23 protein-coding genes are annotated in these 22928 nt (G+C 50.1%); 12 read left to right on the forward strand and 11 right to left on the reverse strand.

The annotated features are described in order from the left end of the window. Positions 1–19: 19 nt before the first annotated feature. Positions 20–496, forward strand: a complete 477-nt coding sequence (locus G451_RS0100535; protein WP_034640111.1) for a TadE/TadG family type IV pilus assembly protein — start codon at positions 20–22, stop codon at positions 494–496. Between the two features lie 46 nt (positions 497–542). Here the strand turns inward: G451_RS0100535 and G451_RS0100540 are convergent, their stop codons facing one another. Both G451_RS0100540 and G451_RS0100545 read right to left on the reverse strand, forming a co-directional pair. Continuing rightward, positions 543–923 carry a VOC family protein gene (locus G451_RS0100540; protein WP_027182733.1) on the reverse strand — a complete coding sequence of 127 codons (381 nt, stop codon included), beginning with the start codon at positions 921–923 and terminating at the stop codon, positions 543–545. Between the two features lie 107 nt (positions 924–1030). Beyond that, positions 1031–2467, reverse strand: coding sequence for an aminotransferase-like domain-containing protein (locus G451_RS0100545; protein WP_027182734.1), 1437 nt, complete (start codon positions 2465–2467; stop codon positions 1031–1033). A gap of 134 nt (positions 2468–2601) precedes the next feature. Between G451_RS0100545 and G451_RS0100550 the strand changes: the two genes are divergently transcribed. After that, positions 2602–2961 (forward strand): DUF2917 domain-containing protein, encoded by a 360-nt coding sequence (locus tag G451_RS0100550; protein ID WP_027182735.1) that lies wholly within the window; start codon positions 2602–2604, stop codon positions 2959–2961. Between the two features lie 94 nt (positions 2962–3055). Here the strand turns inward: G451_RS0100550 and G451_RS26700 are convergent, their stop codons facing one another. From G451_RS26700 to groES, 4 genes are all read right to left on the reverse strand, one after another. After that, positions 3056–3841 carry an HD-GYP domain-containing protein gene (locus G451_RS26700; protein WP_084448279.1) on the reverse strand — a complete coding sequence of 262 codons (786 nt, stop codon included), beginning with the start codon at positions 3839–3841 and terminating at the stop codon, positions 3056–3058. After that, complete coding sequence (locus G451_RS26705) at positions 3838–4284, reverse strand: tetratricopeptide repeat protein (protein WP_034640113.1); 447 nt, start codon at positions 4282–4284, stop codon at positions 3838–3840. Before G451_RS26705 ends, G451_RS26700 begins: the two co-directional genes overlap by 4 nt. Positions 4285–4549: 265 nt before the next feature. Next, positions 4550–6196, reverse strand: coding sequence for a chaperonin GroEL (gene groL / locus G451_RS0100570; protein ID WP_027182736.1), 1647 nt, complete (start codon positions 6194–6196; stop codon positions 4550–4552). A 100-nt stretch (positions 6197–6296) separates the two neighbouring features. Further along, complete coding sequence (gene groES, locus G451_RS0100575; protein WP_027182737.1) at positions 6297–6587, reverse strand: co-chaperone GroES; 291 nt, start codon at positions 6585–6587, stop codon at positions 6297–6299. A gap of 379 nt (positions 6588–6966) precedes the next feature. On the opposite strand from groES, the gene G451_RS0100580 reads away from it, so the two are divergent. The 9 genes from G451_RS0100580 (at position 6967) to G451_RS0100620 (ending at position 17561) form a co-directional block, all read left to right on the forward strand. Beyond that, positions 6967–7956, forward strand: a complete 990-nt coding sequence (locus tag G451_RS0100580) for a phosphate/phosphite/phosphonate ABC transporter substrate-binding protein (RefSeq protein ID WP_027182738.1) — start codon at positions 6967–6969, stop codon at positions 7954–7956. Then, positions 7953–10001, forward strand: a complete 2049-nt coding sequence (locus G451_RS0100585; protein WP_027182739.1) for an ATP-binding protein — start codon at positions 7953–7955, stop codon at positions 9999–10001. Before G451_RS0100580 ends, G451_RS0100585 begins: the two co-directional genes overlap by 4 nt. A gap of 127 nt (positions 10002–10128) precedes the next feature. Continuing rightward, a complete protein-coding gene (locus tag G451_RS0100590) occupies positions 10129–10944 on the forward strand; it encodes a CheR family methyltransferase (protein ID WP_051261048.1) in 816 nt (271 codons plus the stop codon). 146 nt (positions 10945–11090) lie between these two features. After that, positions 11091–11573: a chemotaxis protein CheD gene (locus tag G451_RS0100595; protein WP_027182741.1), complete on the forward strand. Its 483-nt coding sequence runs from the start codon at positions 11091–11093 to the stop codon at positions 11571–11573. Next, positions 11570–12421 (forward strand): HDOD domain-containing protein, encoded by an 852-nt coding sequence (locus tag G451_RS0100600; protein WP_027182742.1) that lies wholly within the window; start codon positions 11570–11572, stop codon positions 12419–12421. Before G451_RS0100595 ends, G451_RS0100600 begins: the two co-directional genes overlap by 4 nt. Positions 12422–12587: 166 nt before the next feature. Next, entirely contained in the window at positions 12588–12956 is a 369-nt protein-coding gene (locus tag G451_RS0100605; protein WP_027182743.1) for a response regulator, read from the forward strand. Positions 12957–12994: 38 nt separating this feature from the next. Next, complete coding sequence (locus tag G451_RS32045) at positions 12995–15508, forward strand: PEP/pyruvate-binding domain-containing protein (protein ID WP_027182744.1); 2514 nt, start codon at positions 12995–12997, stop codon at positions 15506–15508. Between the two features lie 21 nt (positions 15509–15529). After that, on the forward strand, positions 15530–16888 hold the full coding sequence (locus G451_RS0100615) for a hemolysin family protein (RefSeq protein ID WP_027182745.1): 1359 nt from the start codon (positions 15530–15532) through the stop codon (positions 16886–16888). 91 nt (positions 16889–16979) lie between these two features. Continuing rightward, a complete protein-coding gene (locus tag G451_RS0100620; protein WP_027182746.1) occupies positions 16980–17561 on the forward strand; it encodes a LabA-like NYN domain-containing protein in 582 nt (193 codons plus the stop codon). Between the two features lie 71 nt (positions 17562–17632). Here the strand turns inward: G451_RS0100620 and G451_RS0100625 are convergent, their stop codons facing one another. The 5 genes from G451_RS0100625 to phoU all read right to left on the reverse strand — a co-directional run bounded on the left by G451_RS0100625 (position 17633) and on the right by phoU (position 21940). Continuing rightward, on the reverse strand, positions 17633–19294 hold the full coding sequence (locus G451_RS0100625; RefSeq protein WP_034640116.1) for an ABC1 kinase family protein: 1662 nt from the start codon (positions 19292–19294) through the stop codon (positions 17633–17635). A gap of 96 nt (positions 19295–19390) precedes the next feature. Next, positions 19391–19627, reverse strand: a complete 237-nt coding sequence (locus tag G451_RS26715) for a hypothetical protein (RefSeq protein WP_034640117.1) — start codon at positions 19625–19627, stop codon at positions 19391–19393. Between the two features lie 76 nt (positions 19628–19703). Beyond that, a complete protein-coding gene (locus G451_RS0100635; RefSeq protein ID WP_027182748.1) occupies positions 19704–20252 on the reverse strand; it encodes a hypothetical protein in 549 nt (182 codons plus the stop codon). 63 nt (positions 20253–20315) lie between these two features. After that, complete coding sequence (locus tag G451_RS26720; protein ID WP_051260976.1) at positions 20316–20978, reverse strand: hypothetical protein; 663 nt, start codon at positions 20976–20978, stop codon at positions 20316–20318. Positions 20979–21217: 239 nt separating this feature from the next. Next, a complete protein-coding gene (phoU, locus tag G451_RS0100645; protein ID WP_169727800.1) occupies positions 21218–21940 on the reverse strand; it encodes a phosphate signaling complex protein PhoU in 723 nt (240 codons plus the stop codon). Between the two features lie 300 nt (positions 21941–22240). On the opposite strand from phoU, the gene G451_RS0100650 reads away from it, so the two are divergent. Continuing rightward, positions 22241–22921 (forward strand): precorrin-8X methylmutase, encoded by a 681-nt coding sequence (locus G451_RS0100650; protein WP_245587748.1) that lies wholly within the window; start codon positions 22241–22243, stop codon positions 22919–22921. Positions 22922–22928 lie beyond the last annotated feature (7 nt).

A 22928-nucleotide genomic window follows, 5' to 3' on the forward strand; every position in this document is an offset into this window, starting at 1 on the left:
ACAATAACACGAGGGGAACATGATGCGTACGACCACAAACACAGCACATCAGCGCGGCGCTGGCGTTGTGGAAATGGCGTTACTTTTGCCGCTTATGTTGGTCGGTGTCATGGGCGCATTGGAGATGACCAATGTGTTTCACACCTGGATGGTCGTCCAAAAAGCCGCACAGAACGGTGCTCGGCTTGCTGTCACCGGAGCAGGAGAAGCAGACGGAGTACGATTGACATTGATCAAAAACGAGACCGAGGCCGCATTACGTACGTTACCTACCAATGCACAAACTGAAGTTCTCGTGAAAAGTTACACTGGGGGCGATCTCACTTCGCAAGCGATTGACGGGAATCCTGGGAATCCCTGTGATGCCGTTGAGGTTCGCGTCAACGTCTCCTATACCCCAATCACGCCGATTGTTGGGGATGCATTGCCTGGAGTTATTGACTTCTCTGCCTATGATCGGAGGCTTAACGAGCCATGGCGGCCATGTGGGCAGTGACATACTGTGGAAAACAACGGAAAGTCTATGAATTGTTGAGAAGCGGTTATCCCACCGGCGAGCACAGTTCAACCAAATAACCATTCAGATCATGGATGTATGCCGTTGTTTGGCCCCATGGTTCGTGGCGAACGTCTTGAACAAGCGTTGCTCCGGCCTTCAAGGCCTGAGCAAGGGCTCCGGCGACATCGTCAGTCTCAAATGCGATTTCAAACGTCGGTGCATTGGGAGTCGGTGCCTTTGGATTTTTACCAAGTTGCTGCATCAAGCTGGTCGATGAAAAGGCAAGGCGCGTTGTTCCAGTTTCAAGCTCCCCATATTGGCCGCTTTCATGGAGAAAGCTTTTTTCCAGGCCAAAAGCATTGGTGTAAAATTCAAGTGTTGCCGCGACATCATCAACATAGAAAATAGTGTATTTGAAGATCATAGGCTTCCTGTGTTTGCGCGAAGTCATACATCTCGCGAAGTGTCTAGAAAACGTCTTTTGATGCCACTCCATTCCTCAACGATGCGCCTGGCAATACAGAAACGCGTTTATGCTGATTGCATCTCCGTTGCTAGTTTTCCTAATGTTGCAATGCCGTCAGCCATGGCATCGGACCACGGGTAGCCGAAACTCAGCCGAATGAAGTTATTATATTGATCATGTGTCGAAAACACCACCCCTGGAGCCACGCCGATATTATATTCGGCTGCCTTGCGAAAGAATTCAATGGAATCAATGGATTGATCAAGCTCTACCCAGAGGACAACGCCACCCTGCGGACGCGTGAGTTTCGTGTTTTTAGGGAAATAGCGATAGATGTGCTCCGACATCGTGGTCATTTGTTTGGAGAGAGCCGCACGGAGTCGGCGTAAATGGCGCACATGTTGTCCGGAATGGAGATATCCAGCGACAGCGAGTTGTGATGGGCTGGCCGAAGAGACATTGATGGTTGCCTTGAGTTCGAGACATTTGGAATACCGTTTTCCTGGAATGATCCAGCCAATACGGTAACCGGGGCAGATACTTTTGGAGAACGATGAGCAAGACAGGACGTTGCCGGTTTCATCAAAACTTTTGAAAGAGCGTGGCCGGTCGTCGGTGAAATGGAGATCTCCATAGATTTCGTCTTCAAGCAACGGGACACCGCGTTCAGCCATGATGCGAACAACGGCGCTTTTGGCGTCATCCGGGGTGAGACCGCCATCGGGGTTGTTGTAATTTGGTGTGAAAATGGCAGCTGTTATGTCGAATTTGGTGAGTGCTTTTTCTACATCCGAAGGACAGACACCGCATGTTGGACAGGACGGTATTTCAATGGCCCGTAAACCAAGATGCTCCAGGAGTTGAAGAAAGCAATAATAGGTTGGGGATTGAATCAGGACATTGTCGCCGGGTCTGGTTACAGCGCGTAATCCGATATTGAGCGCTTCCAGTGCGCCGGATGTAATAATGATGTCATCGGGGGTACACGCTGTTCCTGAATCCATGATATGACGGGCTACGGCAGAACGCAGTTCGGGCCAGCCTTGAATTGGTGCATAGGATGTCGCTTGGATAGGGTTTTCTCGCAGGATTTTCCCCATAATGCGTGTCATCTGGTGGATGGGCAGAAGTTCGTCGTTGGCGTTGGCCACGCCCAGAGGCAGATTGTCTGTTCGGCCAACTTCGCGCAGAACCATGCGGATCATTTCCCCTCGCGTCACTGGGGTGGGCGGGGTTGGGGGAGCGTGCTGTTTTATGCACGGGGCCAAGCTGGGGCGTTCTGGCGAAACAAAATATCCTGATTTCGGCTTGGCCTGAATAATGCCCTGCTCTTCAAGCAGTACATAGGCTTGGTTGACTGTCGACAAACTCACCCGCATAGCCGCGCTCATACGTCGCAACGACGGAATTTTGTCCCCTGGGCTGAGCGTTCCCGCTTCGATCATATCCAGAACTTTTTGTTGAACGGCCATATATCGAAATGGTTCGTTGTGCCCTGCCATATCTGCTCCAAACTGTTATGCTTTAATTTGTTACTATCTGTAACTGTTCTGGTAACAGTTTTTTTGATTGAAGGGAACAAAGGAGAAAGCTTCACGAAGAAATTGCAAATCACAACATACATTGAGAGGTGAATATGTTTGCGCAGGACAATGCCATTAATGGCGCGCAACGTGGTAACAAGGTGGGATTTTGGGATTTATTGGTCGAGAAATGGCAGGATGGTGATGGACTGATCGGTCGTCTGCGTTCCGGTCTGCGGTTTTCCACCAAGGGACGGTTTGTTGTGAACGTCTCGCCCGAAACCCCTCTGGTCATTCGCTCTGCCAACAAAGTGCAGATTCGTTCATTATGCGGACGAGCCTGGGTGACACGGAGGGGCGACTGCCTTGATTATGAAGTCGCCCCTGGAAAGGTGATAGAACTCGATTCGTCGAAAAGTCTTGTGGTGAATGCCGTGGCCGGTTCTGCCAGGATGGTTGTGACGCTTTCCTAGCTTCTGTAAGTCGTTGGTGTCTGGGAAGGGATGGGTGTTCTGGCATGAAAGGAACCAGGAGCTGCTTTGCCATGGTCTTTGGTGATGCAAGCTTTCAGGAAGGATGAGGCGAATTCCTGTAAGCGGGCTTTGGCATTGACGCTGGAACCAATACTTGTACGGGTGCGCATGGGAATTCTCCTTTTGAGGTTGGAGGGGTATCACAACGAGGGCAAACCAGGTGCGTGAGTTGGCGTACATCTGTCTGGACGGCCAAAAACGCGTCTACAACCTGCGGGTCATACAATTTGCCTCGACCGGCGTGAATTTCGACCAGGGCTGAAAGATGTGAAAGGCCAGAACGATATGGCCGATGTTGCACCATGGCCGAGTAGGAATCGACAACGGCAATGATACGGGCGCCCAGGGGAATCTCTTCACCACAAAGCCCAACGGGGTAGCCCGAACCATTGAAGCGTTCATGATGATACAAAATCATATCAAGGATGCTGTCATGCGATCCACGCAGGCACGGAGCGAGAATATCGACTCCGATACGGGGATGGTGCTTGACGATTTCCCATTCTGTGGGTGTAAGCAGAGCAGGTTTTTTCAAAATGGCATCAGGAATGCCTATTTTTCCGATGTCGTGCAAATGGGCTGCGAGATGGAGATCTTTCTGTTTATGAGGAGATATCCCCATTCGCACGGCAACGAGGTCGGCAAGTTCGGCCACATGATATGAATGATTCGCTGTATGACCATCTTTGGCGTCAACAGCGTGACCGAATGCTTCGGCTAAATGGTGAAAACTCACCGAAGCCGATACGTCATGCTTTTGGGGAGCATGTTCGCATCGGCCGAGAGCGAGTTTATTAAAGGATGTCGGCAGGCAGGTCATGCCGCTACCCTGTCACCAATCCCATGACAACGGCTTTTGCACGATGAACAGCTTGTTGTGCAGCCGCTCTGGTTCTTTTTGACGACAGTTCGTGGTTTCTTTGTTGCGAGACGTTCACGTGAGACACGAGGGGAGCGACCATCAAGCCGATCCAGATTGGCCTGGATAGAATCGATAAGTGGTGTCTTCATTGTGAGATGTCTGTTGTGTAACTCCATGGCTTTTTCAAACTCACGTCGAGCCTTGGCCTTATTTCCGGCTAACGTGTGAGCCAACCCGAGATTGTTTCGGAGTTTGATCTCGAAAACTCCGGCATTCGCCTGTTGAGCCTTATCCAGAGCCAATTCCAGGAAATTCATTGCTTCGTCATGCTTGCCGTTGTTCAACGCCTGCATGGCGAGTCGATTGAGCTTTCCAAACATACTTTTTGCGCAGGCGCCCATACGAATTCTCCTTGTTGATTTTGATAATCGTTATCAATAAATGACAAGTCAGATATAAGTGGGGTGATGTCGCGTGTCAACGAAAAAAATGGATTTGTTGAAAATTATGAAGTTCATTGGCTGTTGTGCTGTATCGGGAGGAAGTAGGCCTTGAGTATGGGAGGGACCACAAGAAGAGAGAGGTTGGAGCGGATGAAAAGGAAATAAAAAGGCCGCACCCTTTCGGGCGCGGCCTTGAATTGGCAATCTGTGCGAATGGCTCGGCTTAGTACATGCCGCCCATTCCGCCCATACCACCCATGCCGCCGGGCATCGGGGGCATGTCTTTCTTGGGTTCGGGCTTTTCAGCAATGGCGCATTCCGTGGTCAGCAGCAAGGAAGCAACCGAGGAAGCGTTCTGGATGGCGATGCGGGTAACCTTTTTGGGGTCGATGACACCGGCCTTGATCAGGTCTTCGAATTCACCGTTGGCGGCGTTGAAGCCCATGCCTTCGGCAGTTTCTTTGACCTTGGAAACGATGATGGAGCCTTCGAAGCCAGCGTTAGCAGAAATCTGACGCAGGGGTTCTTCGATAGCGCGGCGAACGATTTCGATACCAGCGGTTTCGTCGTCGTCAGCAGGCTTCACAGCGTCGAGAGACTTGATGCTGCGAACGAGGGCAACACCGCCGCCGGGGACGATGCCTTCTTCAACGGCAGCGCGAGTGGCGTTCAGAGCGTCTTCAACGCGGGCTTTCTTTTCTTTCATTTCCGTTTCAGTTGCAGCGCCGACATTGATGACGGCAACGCCGCCAACGATCTTGGCCAAGCGTTCCTGCAGTTTTTCACGGTCGTAGCTGGAAGTGGTGTCGTCGATCTGAGCACGGATCTGGTTGACACGAGCTTTGATGTCTTCGTTTTTGCCAGCGCCGTCGACGATGGTGCAATTTTCCTTGTCGACGATGATGCGTTTGGCGCTACCAAGGTCGGCCAGGGTGGTGTTTTCCAGCTTGATACCCAGGTCTTCGGAAACAGCCTGACCACCGGTCAGCACGGCGATATCCTGGAGCATTGCTTTGCGGCGTTCGCCAAAGCCGGGGGCCTTGACGGCACAAACTTGCAGGGTGCCACGCAGTTTGTTGACAACGAGGGTAGCCAGAGCTTCGCCTTCGATGTCTTCAGCAATGATGAGCAGGGGCTTGCTCATTTTGGCGACCTGTTCCAGGACGGGCAGAAGATCTTTCATGTTGGAGATCTTCTTTTCATTGATCAGGATCAGGGGCTCGTCGAGTTCGCAAACCATCTTTTCGGGATCGGTCACGAAGTAGGGGGACAGGTAGCCGCGGTCGAACTGCATGCCTTCGACGACGTCCAGGGTGGTTTCGAGGCCTTTGGCTTCTTCAACCGTGATAACGCCTTCTTTGCCGACCTTGTTCATGGCTTCGGCAATGATGTTGCCGATGGTGGCATCGGAGTTGGCGGAAATGGTACCGACCTGAGCGATTTCTTTCTGATCGCGGGTGGGTTTGGCCAGGCTTTCGAGTTCAGCGACGATGGCTTCAACAGCCTTGTCGATGCCGCGCTTGATGGCCATGGGGTTACGACCGGCAGCAACGAGTTTGACACCTTCGGTGAAAATGGCCTGAGCCAGGATGGTGGCAGTGGTGGTGCCGTCACCAGCGACATCGGAGGTCTTGCTGGCGACTTCTTTAACCATCTGGGCACCCATGTTTTCGAACTTATCGTCGAGTTCGACTTCCTTGGCAACGGTGACACCGTCCTTGGTGATGATCGGAGAACCGAAGGATTTTTCGATCACGACATTGCGGCCTTTGGGGCCGAGGGTGACTTTGACGGCGTTAGCGAGTTTGTCAACACCGAGTTTCAGTTTTTCACGAGCTTTAGCGTCAAACAGAATTTCTTTCGCAGCCATGTGCGTTTCTCCTTAAAAATAATAACGTGTTGCCCCACGAAGGGGAAACCGGAATGAATTCTTCGCGAGGAAGACCCCAAAAAAGCGATGAAGCTGAAAATTATTCTTCGATGACGGCGAGGATGTCATCTTCGCGCATCATGAGGTGGTCGACGCCTTCGACTTTCACTTCGGTGCCGGCGTACTTGTTGAAGAGTACGATGTCGCCCTTTTCAACAGACATTTTGGCTTTCTTGCCGTCGTCGCCGGTTTTACCGGGGCCAACAGCCACAACTTCACCTTTCATGGGTTTTTCTTTGGCCGTGTCGGGGATGATGATGCCACCGGCGGTAACGACTTCTTCTTCGAGTCGTTTCACCAAAACGCGATCGTGCAAAGGTTTAAGCTTCATGAGGTAACCTCCATCATTATGTTGGTTTATTATCGTTTTTGGCCTGCTAGCACTCACCGACGGGGAGTGCTAACGACGGCGGAAGTATATATAAACGGCTTTTTTCAAAATGCAAGTATTTTATGTTCATGAAGAGAAGAGGAAATTGGTCTTTTTTTCCTGTTAATTCTAAAAAAATCATTTAATCTTAAGAAATCGAAAAAAATTTAAAAAATTCTTAAATTTTCGCGAAAAATTGATGTGATGTAAAAAAAACTTTTCAAAGTACACAGAAAAATAGTGGAATTTGTTCTCCAACCAAGACAGTGAGACAGCAATCGGATACGATAAAAAGAAGAGTATACTGTGCCGTGCACTCGCAACCGCAGGGAGGCCGGAAATGAAAGGAGGATTTCGGCGGGGTATCCTTTGGGGAATGATCGTTGTCCTGCTGCTGGCTCTTGGAGCCTGCGAACGAGAGGAGGCGACTGTTGTCGTTGATCTCAGTAAGCGTGAACGTCTTGAAGCCCCGGTTCGCCCTTTTGATCTCACCTATGCCTATTTACCGCAGTACACGCACGAAGTTTCGTTTCAGCGGCATCATGATTTGGTCGTGTATCTTCAAAAACAAACAGGATTGCGGGTTCGTCAGGTATATCCGGATACTTTCGACGATCACATGACCATGGTACATAAAGGGCGCATTGATATCTCATTTGTGAATCCCTTTGTGTATGTCAAAATGGCCGATGCTGGGGATGCGCGGGCGTTTGCCCGGATCGAGGAGCCGGAAATCACTATTGGTTCCACAAAAGACGGTGTTGCATGGTGGCAGTTACCGGGGCGCGCCCATTTCAGGGGACAGGTTATTGTTCGGGGCAATGACAGTCGATTTGCGCGCCTTGAAGATTGCCGAGGAAAACGCTGGATTGCTGTGGACCATTCCTCTGCCGGGGGCTATCTTTATCCGCTTGGACTCTTCTATGAACATGGCATCACCGCCGCTGATTTTGCCGAAATTGCCTTCTCTCCCGGACCGGGAGGAAAGCAGGAAAAGGTCGTCATGGCCGTGCTGGCCGGGCGGTACGATCTCGGCTCTATTCGTGAAGGAACGTTGGACGTCATGAAAGGCATTATTGCAGACGGTGCTGTTCGTGTTCTGGCCCATACGAAATGGTATCCGGGATGGGTCTACGCGGCCCGAACCGGCCTGGAACCGTCCATTGTCGATGCTGTCCGGCAGGCTTTGCTCGCATTGGAGCCTACCAATCCCGCCGATCGCAAAATATTGGAAATGGCCGGTTTTTTGCGAGTCATTGTCGCGACCGATGCCGATTATAAACCCATTCGCCGTCTGATTGAAGAAATCGGGCCTTTGAACATGCCATGACCATACAACGATTGGTTTCTTCGTTGTCGTTTCGGACAAAGATTAACCTCGGTATCGCGGCAATTGTGCTTATGCTCGGCATTGTGACGGCGCTTGTCGCCTCCACGATGGCCAAGCAGTATATACTGGATGAAGTGAAAAAACGTGGTGCGGCTTTGGCTAGAAATCTGGCAACTGAAGCCGCCGAGCCGATTCTCGCCGTCGATTATTTCCGGTTGCAAGCCGCTCTGGAGGCCATCATCGATTCGGGCGACGATGTCGTGTACGCCTTTGTTCTTGACGAATCCGGCGGCGTGTTGTCTTCGACATTTGTTGGTGGCTTTCCCGTAGATCTTTTGACGGCCAACAGTTTGCCGGCCACTCACGAAGAATCATTGGCCCTGCTGGAGTCCAATGAGGGAGACATCTATGATTTTGCCGCTCGATCAAAAGCCGCAGGGGTTGCCATCGGTATCGCTCGCATCGGATTGTCCAAAGAGGCCGCCATGGCTGGGGTCAATCGGATGGCTGCCGCCATCATGGCGGCTACGGGGACGTTGGCGGCTTTAGCCATTATTATCGGAACGGTGTTTTCGGCTTCAGTGACGCGGCGCATTAATGTATTACGGCAGGCAGCCGAACGTATCGTCATGGGGGACCTTGACCAGACAACAGGCTTAAGCCAGGCCGTAGCGTGTTGGGAAATTATGGATTGTAATTTGACACGATGTCCGGCCTACGGCGATTCGGCACGACGATGTTGGCATATTGCGGGTGCGCTTTACCCCGATTCCAAAGGCACTCATGGCGATGGGTGCAAGTCATGTCATGAGTGTGTTGTCTATAAGAATCGGTCAAGCGATGAAATACAAAGTCTCGCTGAAGCCTTTGATGCCATGGCTCTGGCTCTTCGTACTCACATACGGGAACTTGAAAAGACACAGCGCGACTTGGCCGGGCAAAGCCGTTTGTTGAAAACCATTCTTGATGTCACTCCCGATCTCGTTAGTCTGCAAAACGAACATTTGGAATATCGTGCGGTCAACCGGGCCTTCTGTGACTTTGTCGGTAAACCTCCGGAAGCTATTATGGGGAAGCGTGACGAAGATTTGTTTTCCGCGTCAATGGCTGCACGCAACCGGAAGGAAGATGAAGAGATCTTACGTACTGGTCGAATGTTGTCAAAACAGATCACCGTATTGCGTGATGGAAACAAACGTTGGTTTCATATTGTCAAAGTTCCGGTTTATGATCGGGAACGCCTTATGGGACTTTTGTTGACAGCGCGTGATGTCTCGGTCGTCAAACAATATGAAGAGCAACTCATTCAATCACAGAAAATGGAAGATTTAGGCAAGCTCGCCGGCGGGGTGGCACATGAAATCAATACACCATTGGGTGTCATTCTTGGATATGCTCAATTGCTTCAGGAAGATGTACCCGCTGAGGGAGATATCGCCCGCGATCTGAAAATTATTGAGAAGCAGGCGAAAGTGTGTCGGAAGATCGTTGCCGATCTGCTCGGATTTTCACGCAATGCCGGCAGTGACAAAGGCATGATGAACGTTAATGATTCTATTTTCGATGTCGTGTCATTGGTTGATCACATTTTCCGTCAAGATCGCATTCGACTGCATATTGATTTGGCTGATAATCCCCCGATGGTGGATGCCGATCGGGAGAAGCTCAAGCAGGTTTGGATCAATCTTCTCAATAATGCTCGTGATGCCATTGGGCAGGATGGAGATATTACCATTGTGTCTCGTCCCGATACGGATGGCAGCGCCGTTATTGTGACGGTGTCCGATACGGGAGAAGGCATCCGTCAAGCAGACCTGGCCCGAATTTTCGATCCATTTTTCAGTACAAAGTCGTCTGGTCAGGGCACGGGGCTTGGGTTGGCAGTGAGTTTCGGGATTATTCGAGAACATGGCGGCACAATTGCCGCCGTCAGCCCGGCACCGGTCGCAAGTCTTGACGGAAACGGAGGAACCGGCCAAAAGCAACAAGGCCCCGGAGCCATGTTCACGGTCCGGTTACCGGCAGCCAAAGATAACGAGTCATGAATTCCTCTGGCTGAAATAACGAAGTCCGGCCGTGGAGCGAGGAAAGGAGGCAGGGGTGAGCAAAGACAACATCGGGCTTGGTAAAGTCGCACTCCAAACGCGATCTTTCACCGATCAGCAGCGTGGCATGACGCAACGCGACTTCAAACGATTCAGCGAGTTTATTCATTCGCATGTTGGCATTAAATTGCCTCCGGCCAAAAAGATCATGCTTGAGTCGCGACTTCATAAACGACTCCGCGTGCTCGACATGTCGGATTATGGTGCCTATGCGAGTTTTGTTTTCAGCGAGACAGGCATGGAGAGCGAGCTTGTCCATTTAATTGATGCTGTCACAACCAATACAACAGATTTTTTTCGTGAACCCAAGCATTTCGATATCTTGCGAACACAGGTGCTTCCTGCATGGGTAGAACGGCACGGGACACGGAAACGACTCCGCATTTGGAGTGCAGGATGCTCCATAGGTATGGAGCCGTATACATTGGCAATGGTACTGTCTGAATTCGAAGCGCAAACACCTGGATTTCATTGGGATATGTTGGCGACCGATATTTCTAGCCGCGCCCTGGAACAGGCGGTCAAAGCCATATTCAGCGAGGATCGGGTTTCTGCCGTTCCTCCAGCCATGAAGAAGAAATATCTGTTACGCAGCAAGGACCGCAAAAAAGCTCTCGTTCGCGTTGTGCCCGAATTGCGTCGTCAGATTAAATTCATGCGGCTGAATTTTATGGATGATTTTACCTTCAAGGACGATTTTCATATTATTTTTTGCCGCAATGTAATCATTTATTTTGATCGATCCACTCAAGAAGTGCTCTTTAATAAGTTTTGCCGCTACCTTTCCAAAGGTGGACATCTCTTTATTGGTCACTCTGAATCGCTGGCAGGAATGCCCTTGCCCTTGCGGCAAGTTGAACCAACGGTATACCTTCGCGACTAGACTTCGTGAAGGCTCTGAATTGACTTGCTTTGAACAAAAAAAACTGATTTTATTTTGTTGATGCTTTGACAAAATGTAACTGTGTATAATCGTTCACATCTGAAAGAATTTTCACGATCATTGTGTCTCTGGATAGGATATATTGCATGGCAAAAATTGTGATCGGTATTTCTCAAATGGGCATTTCGTCAAGTCATGAGGATGTTCTTGTTACGCATTCTCTGGGCTCATGTCTTGGCCTTGCTGCCTACGATCCCAATGCCAAAGTCGGAGCCATTTTACATTGTCTTTTGCCCACGCCCCAAAATGGGAGACACCGTGAGAACCTCAATCCCTTTATGTTTGTGAGTTCCGGTATCCCTGAAATGATGCGGCAACTTATGGCGAAACGGGCAACAAAGATGTCCCTCGTGCTCAAAGCTGCTGGGTGTGGCCGTATGATGCGGTTGGCAAACAACAAGTTTGACATTGGGGCAAAGAATTTTGCCATTTTGGCGAAGCTTTTTGAGAAGAACAACATTCGCCTGGCCTCCAAAGATATCGGAGGTTCCATTCCTCGTACAATGTATCTGCATATGGATACTGGGCGAGTTGTTATCAGCTCTCGGGGAAAAGAGTGGGAATTATGAGTCGTCGCGACGAAATCATATCCAAAGCTAAAGCCGTTCCCCATATGCCCATGCCCATACAACGGGTCATGGCCTATTTGAACGATCCGAGTGCCTCCATGACGGAGTTGGCCAAACTGATCGAATTCGATCCAAATTTGACGGTTAATGTTCTACGTTTGGCAAATTCCAGCTATTTTTGTCGAGGGCATCTTGTCACGAATGTCAAAGATGCGGTCGTGCGCCTGGGAATGAAACGGGTTTTTCAACTCGTTATTGCTTCTGGTGTCGTCCCACATGTTAAAAGTGCAGTGAAAGGATATGGCCTTTCTCCAGGGGAGCTTCTCAAGCATTCTATTGCCGTGGCGTTGACGGCGGAGTGTCTTGGAGAGATGCAGAACATTCCCCTTCCTCCTCATATTTTTACTGCCGGTTTGCTCATCAATATTGGGAAAACCATTCTGGGGACATATCTTGAAGTAGATGCCGACCCTATTATTGATCTGGCTATGGAAAAGGGGTGGCGTTTCGAGGAAGCCGAACGCGAAATTCTTGGCATTGATCATTGCGAACTCGGCGCACTCTTGCTTGAGCACTGGCAGATACCGGACGATATTTGTCTGGTTGTCCGCTATCATGTGGATCCTGGCGCCTTCCCGAATCATGACCTCTGTCTTGATCTCGTCCATGCCGGGAGTGTCATTGTACTGATGACAGGAATTGGTATGGGAATTGACGGTATGCAATACCAACTGAGCGATGACGTTGTCGAGCGTTTGAATTTGACATCCGATGACGTTCAATTTGCCATGGAAGATATGCTTGCACATCTTGATGAGCTGCATGATCTTTTTATTTGTACCGTCTGAGTCTTTTTGGACTGCTCTACGATGAAATGCAGTCGCATTTCTGTCTTGACTTTTTCTTTCTTCGATCACGCATATATTCTCAACGGCGCATGTTGCCTCAAGTGTTTGCTTCATCTACCATAGAGCAGCAATCTTTTGGATTAACTTGGAACGGGAGCAAACTGCCATGGCGTTAATCATGGTTTTGGATGATGTTGAGGATGCTGGCATTCTTATCAGGCGTATCCTTGAGCGCAAAGGACACGACGTCGTTGCGTTTACCGAAGAAGAGGAGGCAGTCGCCTACACAAAGAAAAACGCTGTCGATTTGGCCATTCTCGATATCAAGCTCAAAAAAATGAGTGGAGTGGACGTACTTGGCGAAATCAAGCGCATTTCACCGACGACTCGAGTGATCATGTTGACGGGATATCCCACACTTGAAACAGCTCGGGATGCAAGCCGACTCGGTGCTGACGAGTATTGCGTGAAGCCCATCGATAAAGAGGAACTTGAAGAGAAAACCGCGCAAGTACTTGCTAAAACAACGATATAAAATGTGATATCGTCCGTTTTGCGGTGGGAGAGGAGCACATGATGAAATCGTTGGTCAAACGGTTGACTGATCGCGTGTTCACGCCGGACAAAAGTGTCCGTGAAGCATACTCCATTTTTTTAGATGTGTTGGAGCATGATCGGCAGGCTCTGACGTTGCTCTCGGAAATGGAAATGGCGGCACATGCTCCCTATGTTATGGATGCGGCGTGTATTCCGGAGCAAGCCCGGGAGCTTGGTCAGGCTGTCGTGCGTCTGGCCCGATCGCTACGCGACCTGGCTCCGGGACGCTATCCCGGTATTGTTGCAAAAGCCGCCAGTTTGGCTCGTGAGCTTGGCAATTTGGCCACGTTGCCATGTTCTGGAGATTCGGCTAGCCCTCCATATACACTGGATTTGTCCGATATTCGTGCAGCATCGCGCCTGGCTGGTGGGAAAGCCGAGCATGTTGCCCGGTTGACGCGTGATCTTGATCTGCCTGTTCCTGAAGGATTTGTTATTACAACAAATGCATTTGCCGCATTTATTGAAGAGAATGGATTGCGTAAGCCTGTCGATGAAATGTTGGCAAAAATGCATCTTATGGATCGACCACGCGATGTCGCTGGCTTGGCTAATAATTTACAAAAAATGATTTTACGCGGTCATGTCCCTTCGGCGATTCTTGAAGACATTGAAGAGCGTGTGAGCCGCATGGTAGAAGTTTTTGGCGAGGGAGTTACCTTTGCCGTTCGTTCAAGCGCCTTTGGTGAAGACGGACAAGTGAGCTTCGCAGGCCAATATGAAACCGTGCTTGATGTGGCCTCGGATGACATTGAGTGGGCCTATAAAACCGTTCTTGCCAGTAAATATTGTTCCAAGGCCATTTCATACCGTATTCGCCATGGTTTGCTTGATTGCCAGACACCCATGGCCTCGTTGGTGATGCGTATGATCGACACCGATATCGGTGGAGTGTTGTATACACTTGACCCGGCGGAGCCTGAGAAGAACCGAATGGCGTTGTTTTCTGTGCCTGGCCATGGAGAAATTCTTGTTGATGGCGGTGCACGAGCCGATGTCTTGTTTTTTGATCGAAAGACTCGTGCCGAGTTGGAATGTCGGCTTGATGCTGAAAACGGTCCTGATCACCTTTCGTGCCTTCCGGCGCGTTCCGATCGCGAGATTTTGCTGGAATATGGCATGGCGTTGGAAGCATATTTTGGCGAACCACAAGATGTGGAGTGGTGTCGGGACCGGTCGGGACATTTGTATATTCTGCAATCGCGACCTGTTCATCTGGCGGACAAGACACAGAACTATGAAGAAGAGTTGGACCGACTTCCAACGGTGGCAAGCGGACTGGAAACCATCAGTCCCGGTGTCGGCGCGGGAAAAGCTGTTCTTTTGGGAACGCGAGCCAATGCCGACGATGTTCCGCCAGGGTCGGTGCTGTTTGCGCCGACGTTGTCTCCACAATTAGCTGGTGCGTTGGAACGTCTCTCTGCCGTTTGTGCGCAAACAGGAAGTCGGGCCAGCCATTTTGCGTCCGTCGCCAGAGAATTCGGCTTACCCGTAGCGATATTGCCTCGTGAGTGTTCTCTGACTTCGCACGCTGTCCAGGCGCTGCTCGGTCATGAGGTCGTGCTTGACGCTTCGCGTGGGATTCTTTTCAATGGCTCTCTTCCCAAAAACGTCGTGAAAACCGCGGAACGAGACTCGGATGTTGCTTTTTCTCGACATCTCGCTACGTTGCTCCAATTTGCTTCCCCCTTGACGCTTACCGATCCCACCGCGGAGAATTTTACCGTGGACCATATTACCAGCCCGCATGATGCCATCCGGTTTTGTCATGAAAAAGCTGTGAATGAAATGACCGGTCTTGGGGAGCGCGCTGGTCGTGGCATCCGAAAATCAAAGCGTCTTGTGTCATCAATTCCGTTATCCCTGTATTTGCTCGATCTTGATGACGGTATTCGTGCCGAGTCTGCTTCGGCAAAACACCTTGTGCCTGAAGATATTGTTAGTCGTCCGATGCATATGTTGTGGCAGGGGCTGACGCATAAGGATATTGTGTGGCCGTCCAAACTGGATCATCTTGATTGGACCGAATTCGACCGCGTTTCGGCTGGATTCATCGATAGAAAGGCCCTATCCAGTCTTGCGTTGGTTGCTTCTGAATATGTTCATTTACTTGTGCGCTTTGGGTATCACTTTGCGGTAGTCGACGCTTTGATCCGCTCAGAGAACGATGAAAGCGAGCAGACAAATTATATCTTTTTTCGGTTCAAAGGCGGTGGAGCCGATTATGATAAGCGTCTCTTGCGCCTGCATTTCATGCAACTCATTCTTGAACGCATGGGGTTTGCGCTGACCACCTGTTCGGATATGCTTCAGGCCAACTTGAGCCGCCAACCCGCTCCGGTATGTTTTGATGCATTATATGTGCTTGGTGCGTTGCTTGGCGTGACGCGTCTTATGGATATGGGAATGACCAACGAAGCCGATTCCGAAGCGCAGGCTGTCGATTTTTGGGAACGCTATGCCCAGCCTCGCTTTGGTGCGGGCGTGTAAATGTGAGGACAAAGGTGGCGTGTGCATTCCATTGGATTGGAACTGATTGCTATTATATTGCTTATTGGGGTGAACGGCTTTTTTGCGTTGTCGGAATTGGCCGTTTTGACTGCACGCAAGCATGCCCTCAAACGCCAAGCAGAGGAGGGGAATCGACGGGCTCGACTCGTCGTCCGACTACAAGCGGACATGGATCGATTTTTGTCCTCCATTCAAATCGGTATTACCATGGTCGGCATCTTGGCCGGCGTCTTCAGTGGGGCTACCATGGCATCGAAATTCGCCATGGTATTTGCTCGTCTTGACTGGCTTGAACCGTACGCGCGCAGCTTGTCTATTGGCATTATTGTCGCTGTTATTACCTTTCTGACGTTACTTTTCGGAGAACTTGTTCCTAAACGGATAGCTCTTGCTGCTCCCGAACGCACCGCCAAGGGGGTGGCTCCGGCAATTGCCCTGGTGGCAGCAATATTCAAACCGGCAGTGTCCGTGTTGACCGCCTGTGTGGTCGCGTGCATTCGCATTCTTGGCCTGCATCACGTACCGGCTCGGCCTATCAGTGATGAAGATATCAAGTCATTGGTCGAGGAGGCACGTCTGCACGGTGTCTTTGAAGATGAAGAGCGGGACATGATTTATCGGGTGATCCGGTTCGGTGACCGCAGTGTGTCCTCTCTCATGACACCGGCTGTCGATGTTGCCGTCATTGATCCGAATGATGAACCGGATCGTATCCTCGCCGTGATTCATGCCGGTAACTTTTCACATTACCCCCTTGCCAAACGTGATTTCAGTCGCATGTATGGTGTCATTCACGTGAAGAGAATACTTCACGCCATGCGTGAGCAGTGGCCCCTTCCCCTTCGCGAACTGGCCGATGAGCCGATTGTGGTCAAAAAGGAAAGCCGGGCTCTGGAGTTGCTGCGTATTTTCAAGCGTGAAGGCGAATCCATGGCGCTGGTTGTTGATGCGGGTGGCAATGTTGTCGGTATTGTGACCATTAAAGATATTCTTGAAGCGCTTGTTGGTGAAATTCGCGAGCCTGGTGAAGCGCCTGCTTTGGTTCGACGTGAAGCCAAAGGTTTTTGGGTTTTCGAAGGCCGGGCATTGCTTGAAGATGTGTTTGAAATGCTTGGTGTTCCTCCGCCTACCGACCATCGATTCAATCGAGTCAAGACGCTTTCAGGGCTTGTTCAAGCCTACCAAGACGACGTGAGCAATCTTGAAAAACCGTTTCGGATTCATGGCGTGGAGTTTGAAATTATCTCTCGAAAAGGCGTGCAAATTCAGCGTATTCGAGCTCGCGCTATCCATGATGACACCGAGTCCAAGGAGGCCTCTTCAGATGAAGGCGCCGAAGAGATTGGTGGTAGCCATTGACGCATTCCGTGCTATCTGGAAGACTACCCTATTCCGTCCGGGTTGTTTGGACGGAGATGACTTCTTAAATCTCGATATGATGTGAGGATAAATGAGTTCACGAAGACTATGGCTCATCGATGCCGGTTATTTGTTTATGGCACAACGGTCCATTCCCGGCGATTACAGTATTGATTATCTGAAATTGCGTGTGAAGCTGGAAGAGACGGGTGATGTTTGGCGTGCTTATTATCTGAACGCCACTCCCAATGCGACGAGTGATGTCCAGGATAATTTTCACAATTGGTTGCGGAGTGCACCACCAAATGGACCCAAAATAATAACGAAACTCTATCCGCTCAGAACCCAGCGAGTCGATCGAATTTATTGTGGGACATGCAATGAAATGGTTCGTTTGGAATGCCCAAATGATCCCAAACATCAACTTTCCAGACAACAACAGAAAGGCGTTGATGTCGGTATCGCCACACTGGCGCTCACCCATGCCGATCTGTATGATACGCTGGTTTTGTCGTCGGGCGATGGCGATCTCATTGATGCTGTCGAGTATTTGTCTGAGAAAGGCAAGCGTATTGAATTGCTTGTGTTTAATGTCGGAGTGTCCACAGAGCTTCAGTCGCGTGCCGACAATATTTATTGGATAGACGACTTCAAAGAAGAGGTTCGCCGATAACTTTGTTTTGTGGCGTCAGGAGGAACGATTGGTGGACCTCCTGACGGTCTTTTCTCTCCCCGCTCCAGACTTTATTTCCCTCGAAAGAAAATATTGATGGCCATAACGAAGCCGACAAGGCCGGAGATCGTGAAACCGACAAGGCCAAAGATCGGAATATTGTTGTAATGCGGCCCCGTGTTCGACGTGACGATCATGGACGAGCCAATAATGAGGCCGGCCATGATGAGAGCCGAAGCGACGCGGTTTCCGACACGCCGAAGAATGTCGAAAAACGCAGGCTGATCTTTGGGAACGACATGCATGGTGAGATTGCCGGTCTCGATGAGTTTCAACACATGATCAACGGCGATCGGCAATCGCCCGACGGTTCGAATGGTTTCTTCAATGTCACCGAATAGCGGTTTGTCTGAAGAAAAAAGCGAATACCGCCTGGCAAGATAGCGAGCGGCGACGGGCTTCAGACGCCCTATAGCGTCGAACTCGGGAAAGACTGTTCGTCCGACAGCCTCAATGGAAATCAAGGCTCGCGCCATGAGAATATAGTCGGAACGCAGAAATATACCATGATTTCGGCAAAGAACGGTCAAATCGAGCAAAAATCTCCCCAAGTTGATTTGTCCTTCTAGCGGTGCCTGAATCTTGTCTAAAGCGAACATGATATCGGTTTGTAACCGCTGGAAATCAACCAGTGGAGGAGACACGGCAGCCATGGTAATGGCCACGGTGGCGATTTTCTTGCTGTCGTTTTGCGTAAGGGCAAGAATATAATCGATTAACGCTGAACGCATTTCTGTCGTCAACCGGCCGACCATACCCCAATCCAAATAACAAATACGGGTTTTGTCTACGATACGAATGTTTCCCATGTGGGGATCGGCGTGAAAGAAGCCGAGTTCAAGCAATTGCTTGACGGCTGCATCAAGACCGATTTCGGCAATGGCTTTGCGTTGCTGCTCATCACCATCGAACGTGTCGATACGACTTCCAGTGATAAAGTCCATGACAAGGACATCTTCGGTACACCATGTTTCATGGACGGCGGGAGCGAAAATGCGTGGTTCGTCTTTGAAAAACGTATTGAAGAGGATGATACTTCGCGTTTCATTCGTAAAATCAAGTTCACGCGTCAGGGTTTTGCGTAATTCTGCAACAACGGCTGGCAGGTCGATCGGCTTGAACGCTTCAATGCGTTCGTGAAGAATGCCGGCCATAGTTTCGAGGATATCAAGGTCGGACATGATGCGCCCATCTATATCCGGACGTTTGATTTTTACGGCGACTTCCTTGCCGTTGAGGAGAACCCCTCGATGCACCTGTGACAAGGAGGCCGCAGCTGTTGGAGTCCGATCGAAAACAGCAAACATTTCGCTGAGAGGCTGCCCAAGTGAACTCTCAACGACCTTGACCATATCGTCATACGTTTCTTGATAGACATCTTCCTGAAGACGCTTGAATTCGTCACAGAGCTTTATAGGAATAAGGTCGGGCCGCATGGACAGCAGCTGCCCGATTTTGATTGTCGTCGGCCCAAGCTCTTCCACCGCAAGGCGCAGTTTTTGCCAGGTGGTATGATGCTCCGCTACACTCTGTTTTTTATTGAAAAATTTGAGCCGCTTGAACCCAAGGTTCTCCGCGACATCGTCAAATCCGTATTTAATGAGAATAGAGAGAATTTCACCGAAACGACCGGCTGTGTGCAAGGGGCGAAAAGGAAAGGGGATACGTTGCATGGTGGCTTCTCAGAGGGGCAATGCCCCGGAATACTTGATACAGGCAATGGTCGGCCGCCATCGTGAATGAAGATGCCGTCCATGAGCAGAGCATCGCTAAACGATCATTTTAATTCTCGAAACAAGACAGGCGATCTTTTGGGACGCGACGCCTTGGGGCGCGCTGCCCTGAGAGGCTCTTTTCCTGCCGAGTTTAAATGGGGTTCCCATGGATTGCCCGCACTCGGGGCAGGCCATGGTCATGCCGCCAATGCCCTCGGGTAAACGCAACTTTGTTCCACAACCAGGGCAGCTAATAATACCGTTTTGGGGCGTATTGTTAATCATGTGCATGGAGGTTCCTCCTTCGGAGGTTCGCTGTTTGCTGAATCATTACCAAAAACAAAGCAAAAAGGAGGCCAACATTATATTAACGAAAATTGGAATTGTTGATGTCTATGGCACGAATCAATGTCTGGACTTTACCCTGCAATCGTTTCACGTCGTCGAAAATAAGAATATTTTGAAAGCCATAGCGAATTAAGCTCTCTTCGACATCTTGTATTCGTTCAAGCTGTTTGCTGGAATACGTCCGCAAATCAATCATGCGCTCATAAATGAAGCGTTTTGCGTTGGGATTCTGGCAGTTGCACAGAATCCAGAGAAAAAAGAGATCCTGAATAGTTTCAGCGAGCTGGATGATCTCTTGATTGATTTCAATAAGCTGGTCCGCTGCTTGAAGTAACGTGATGTCGTTGACCTGTTGGTATTTTGACCTCAGACTTTTCAGATGCGTGCGTTGTTCTTTGAGTTCCCGCATGAATTTTGAATAAAAATCCATAAACGCATCGCCTTTGCCGGAAATGGTCTGCGCAGAGACCGTAAGAGGGCTTGCCAGCATGGTGAAGATCATGACGCAGACAAGCAGGAACGAGTGAGACCGGGCTAAAAACGATGGACGGGAAATTACTGTTCGCATTATGGACGCTCCGTATCGGAAAAGCAGTAGTATATGGTTATGATACCATGCCAGCACAATCGGTCAAGACTGTGACGGAGAGTGGCTGGCGGGAGAAGAAGGTTCGGACGGCGTCGACGGAGCCTTGACGCCGAGGTCGCTCCAAGACATGACCGGCTCGCTCGGTTCTTCGTTCTTACGAATGAATTCTTCGAGAGAACGAAACAGTGGGAGTCGTTTTTTCATCAAAGCGAAGCCAATGCGAATGACAACGTACAACGGGATAAAAAAAGCGGCAAAACCAACCTCGGAGCCAACGTATGGAACGGAAAACGGCAATGCAAAACCGATGTCGTCGAAGCGATAGCTGAGCCATCCCATAGCCACAGGGACAGGCCAGAGAGACGCCGCGAACAAGGCTGCTTTGGAAAAAAAACTGAGGCCAAAAGCTTCATTTGCCACGCGGTTACATGCCTTGTAACTCTGCTTGTCTTTTTGGGCGATCGCTTGAATACTCAGATTATGATGAGAAATCATCTCTTCATTGATGGTACGATAATGCTTCCGATTGAGGAGATAGACAATTCCCATACTTATTTCGCCCATCAACGTGGCAACGGCGGCAAGCACCGTCAGACCGAAAAGAAACGATGGCATGGATTGTCCTGTCCATTCCAGAGCAAGACGGAATGGAGCAATAAGAAACGGGTCGAGCGTGGTGTTGAGCCACTCTAAAGTCGGGTCCATAGGGGGGAGACGCCTCCGGTTGGAAAAGATATCGAGAATGCGTGGAATACGGTCTTGCCTTTAGACGTGGAAAAGAGTGTGCCGCATCTTGTCAGCAATGGCAATTCCCGACTCGGTATCCGCAGGGCGTGCGAACGTCAAACCACGGTGCATGTCTCCTGTCGGGATGGACGGCCATGTCACTATACGCATGTAAAATCGATGTCTGACGCCGCGAGGATGTGCAAGGATATCTTTTGCTATATGACCGTATGCTTGCAGTTGACTCCTTTTTTGATGAAAATGACACTTTCACCGATGTTCTCTGCTTGGTCGCATACGCGTTTGATATTGTGCGTCAGGAAGGAAATCACAACAGCCCGCTCAAGCTGGCGCGGGTTGCGTGGATTATCGTTGAGCATTTCTCGAAAGAGGCGCACATTGAGATTGATGGCATCGTCGTTCTGGTCACCGATTGTTTCTGCAAGGTTTATATCGAGATCGGAAAAGGCCGTGATAGCTTTTTGAACGAGAGACTGGGCAAGCTGTGACAGTTCAATCAAGGGTTCGGGCAAGGAAAAGATGCCCATGCTATTGAATTCATCAACGCGTCTGGCAATATTGACGGCTTCGTCGCCCATGCGTTCGATATTGCCGCTGATTCGCATGCTTCCGACAATGTATCGCAAATCACGAGCAACAGGCTGATGAAGAGCGAGCAGACGCAGAACCATGGCATCGATGCCGATTTCTCGTCGATCGATTTCTTTGTCTCCCACAAGAACTTGGCGAGCCAGCCGGGTATCACGGTTTGTTATCGCCCGAATGGCCAGCCGGATGGATTGTTGTGCAAAACGCATCGATGTCAGCATAGTGATACGCAGTATCTCCATGTCAGATTCCAGGAGCGTTTTGAGGCGTGGAGACGTCGTGACCGTACGCCTTGATGAATAATCTTCGGTCATAGAGCTACGATCGGACATGGTAGAAATTGATTCCGGCCTGGCTGTAAGGTTAATGGTCATTACTCTTTTGTGAGACTTTCGAGTTTATGAGTGCGTGTACAAAATGTGTTACACAAGGTCATGAACAGGGTATAAATCACTGCGTGTTTTTATTCGTGATGCGGCACTGATCTTTGCCAACTACTCAATCAATGTGGCAATTACGTGAAGATTCGTACTACAGTATTTTTCTGATGAAAAAATGATGCATGTTTAACCTAAATGGTGTCCGTTTTTCCCGTGTTTTTTCCTTAAAACCGTTAGCGCATCGAGTTTATTGTGAATGAACAGCAAAAAAATACCTCGTCTTTTCGTCTCCACGAAGCGTCAACTCCGACCGATATTGAACGTGCTTCCATGGCCATTATCGAGGCTGAAGCCCCAACGCCGCGACCTTTCAGTGGTCGAGCTTGGATTGTTGCTCGACGACTTGTACACACGAGCGCGGATTTCGATATTCTGAACACCCTGCATTTTCATCCTGACGCCGTTACGCGAGGTGTTGAAGCCATACGAAACGGGGCGACGTTGATAACCGATACCGAAATGGCTCGGGCCGGGATGACACGTCGTCGACTTGATCCGTTTGGAGTGCGTGTGGTCTGTTTCATGTCTGATCCGGAGGTCGCCGAGGTGGCACGCATGGAAGGCATCACGCGGGCTCGAGCAGCCATGGACCGGGCTATGGCCTTGCCCGGACCGAAGATTATTGCCATTGGCAATGCGCCGACCGCATTGCTTCGGCTTCTTGAGTGCGTCGACGCTGGCGCACCTCCACCTGAGCTTGTTGTAGGCATGCCCGTAGGCTTTGTGAATGCGGCAGAGTCCAAGGATTTGTTGATGGCATCGACATTGTCGTTCATTACGGTCGCTGGCCGGAAGGGAGGATCGAATTTGGCCGCAGCCGCGATCAACGCACTCGCTGAGATGGCTCTGGAGGATGCCGGTTTGACCGGTTAATCTTCTG

Origin of the sequence: Desulfovibrio inopinatus DSM 10711 (assembly GCF_000429305.1) — a bacterium.
GTDB lineage: Bacteria > Desulfobacterota > Desulfovibrionia > Desulfovibrionales > Desulfovibrionaceae > Alteridesulfovibrio > Alteridesulfovibrio inopinatus.